This window comes from Pseudomonas sp. xss_2, assembly GCF_043104195.1.
GTDB classification, from domain to species: domain Bacteria; phylum Pseudomonadota; class Gammaproteobacteria; order Pseudomonadales; family Pseudomonadaceae; genus Aquipseudomonas; species Aquipseudomonas urmiensis.
Window position 1 is genome coordinate 1 of record NZ_JBICKL010000101.1, and the last position, 1,778, is coordinate 1,778.

Sequence of the window (1,778 nt, forward strand, 5' to 3'; positions counted from 1 at the left end):
GTGGTGCGCTTCGACGTCGACCCCGAACACAACAAATGGGGCCTGGCCCTAGACTGCTACGAAGGCACACCGCAGAAGCTGACGCTGCCTGGAGGTGCGTGATGATGCGTGTTTTGATCCTGATTCTGGTGACGGTGGCCGGGTGGTGTTCAGCCGCAACCGCCGTCGAGGTCAAGTACTGGGACCGCCTGCCGCTGGCCGTACCACTGACGGTGGATCAGGAACGTATCATGATGCTGGATGAGGATGTCCGCGTCGGGCTACCCAGCGCGATCGCCAGCAAGCTGCGGGTGCAATCGGTCGGTGGAACAGTGTACCTGCGTGCGTCGGAAGCCATCCCCCCGACCCGACTCCAGCTGCAGTCGGTGAAGTCGGGGGACATCATTTTGATCGATATCGAAGCGCTCGAAGGTAGCGAGTCGCTTGAGCCGGTCAAGATCGTGGCCCAGGCGCAGACACCGGACGTGGACACCAAGCCGGACGCAGCCCCTGCAGCGACGCCGGTACCCGTTGTGCTGACCCGGTATGCGGCGCAGAGCCTGTATGCGCCGCTGCGCACCGTGGCGCCCTTGCCTGGTGTGCGTCGGGTCCCGCTGGGCGAGTCCTCAGGATTCAGCACACTCCTGCCAACTGAACACGTGTCCATCAAGGGGCTCGCCGCCTGGCGACTGGGCGACTACTGGGTGACTGCGGTGAAGATCATCAATCGTGGGCCGGCCAAGGTCACGCTGGACCCGCGTCACCTGCAGGCCACACTGTATGCCGCCACCTTCCAGCACGAGTATCTGGGGCACGCCGGCACACCTGAAGACACCACCGTGGCGTACCTCGTCACCCGCGGCGGCGACCTGAAGCACGCGCTGCTGCTGCCACCTCCTGCACCGGAGGCCGCCGATCATGAAAGCTAACGGTTTGCTGAAATGGCTGGTGCCTGCGGTCCTGTTGGGGATTGTGCTGATCATCGGCAAATCCTGGGTGTCTACGCCAGACGTTCAACCTGCCCATGATCCCGAAAACACTGCCCTCAGTCCGGAACAAGCCAAGGCCCTCGGCATCGCCGGCGACACGCCGCGTGACACCGTGGCAACGCTGATCGGCCAGGTCAAGGCGATGCGCAGCGAGATGCTGTCGCTGAAGAAAGGCAACGAGATCCTGCAGACCGAGAACAACCGCCTGCGCACGCGCGAAGGCAACATCGACAGTCGGATCCAGAGCACGCTGAGCAGCGTCACCCAGCAGGTCACCGAGCAGCGCCAGCAGGCCAACGATGCCCGGCAGAAGGCCGAGCAACAGCATCGCGAGACCCAGGGCTTGCTGTCCCGACTCAAGGACCAACTCACCAGCAAGCCGGCCGCGAATTCCGACGTACCCGTGGGCTTCGGTCTCGAGCCGGGTGACGAGCAACAATTCTCCGGGGCCCAACCGCCGGCGGATGCGCTGCAGTGGATCGAGCCATCCAATGCACGTGCTGGCCAGGAGGGAGCCAGCAAAGCCGAGGGGCCGTTGTCGTCGCTGACGTCGAAATTCAAGGATCTGCATGGCCTGGACAACAACGCGATCGACCGCGGCCAAGACCATCTGCGTGCAGTGGCCAAGGGCGAGCGCGACCTGGAAAACACTCAGGACCGGGCCGAGGGTGCCAAACCCGTATACACCATCCCCGAGAACTCGACCCTGATGGGCTCGATCGCCATGACCGCGCTGATCGGCCGCGTGCCGGTGGACGGCACAGTAAACGATCCCTACCCGTTCAAGGTGCTGGTGGGGCCGGACAACCT

Annotated in this window: 3 protein-coding genes; all 3 read left to right on the top strand. The window is 64.0% G+C overall.

Going from position 1 to position 1,778, the window contains the following annotated elements:
- Positions 1–102: DUF2895 family protein (locus tag ACF8K2_RS24130; protein ID WP_392468118.1), on the top strand; the 102-nt coding region annotated here is incomplete at its 5' end.
- On the top strand, positions 102–908 hold the full coding sequence (locus ACF8K2_RS24135) for a TIGR03749 family integrating conjugative element protein (RefSeq protein WP_392468128.1): 807 nt from the start codon (positions 102–104) through the stop codon (positions 906–908). The genes ACF8K2_RS24130 and ACF8K2_RS24135, both read left to right, overlap by 1 nt.
- A partial coding sequence (locus tag ACF8K2_RS24140; protein ID WP_392468131.1) for a TIGR03752 family integrating conjugative element protein occupies positions 898–1,778 on the top strand: 881 nt, incomplete at its 3' end. The genes ACF8K2_RS24135 and ACF8K2_RS24140, both read left to right, overlap by 11 nt.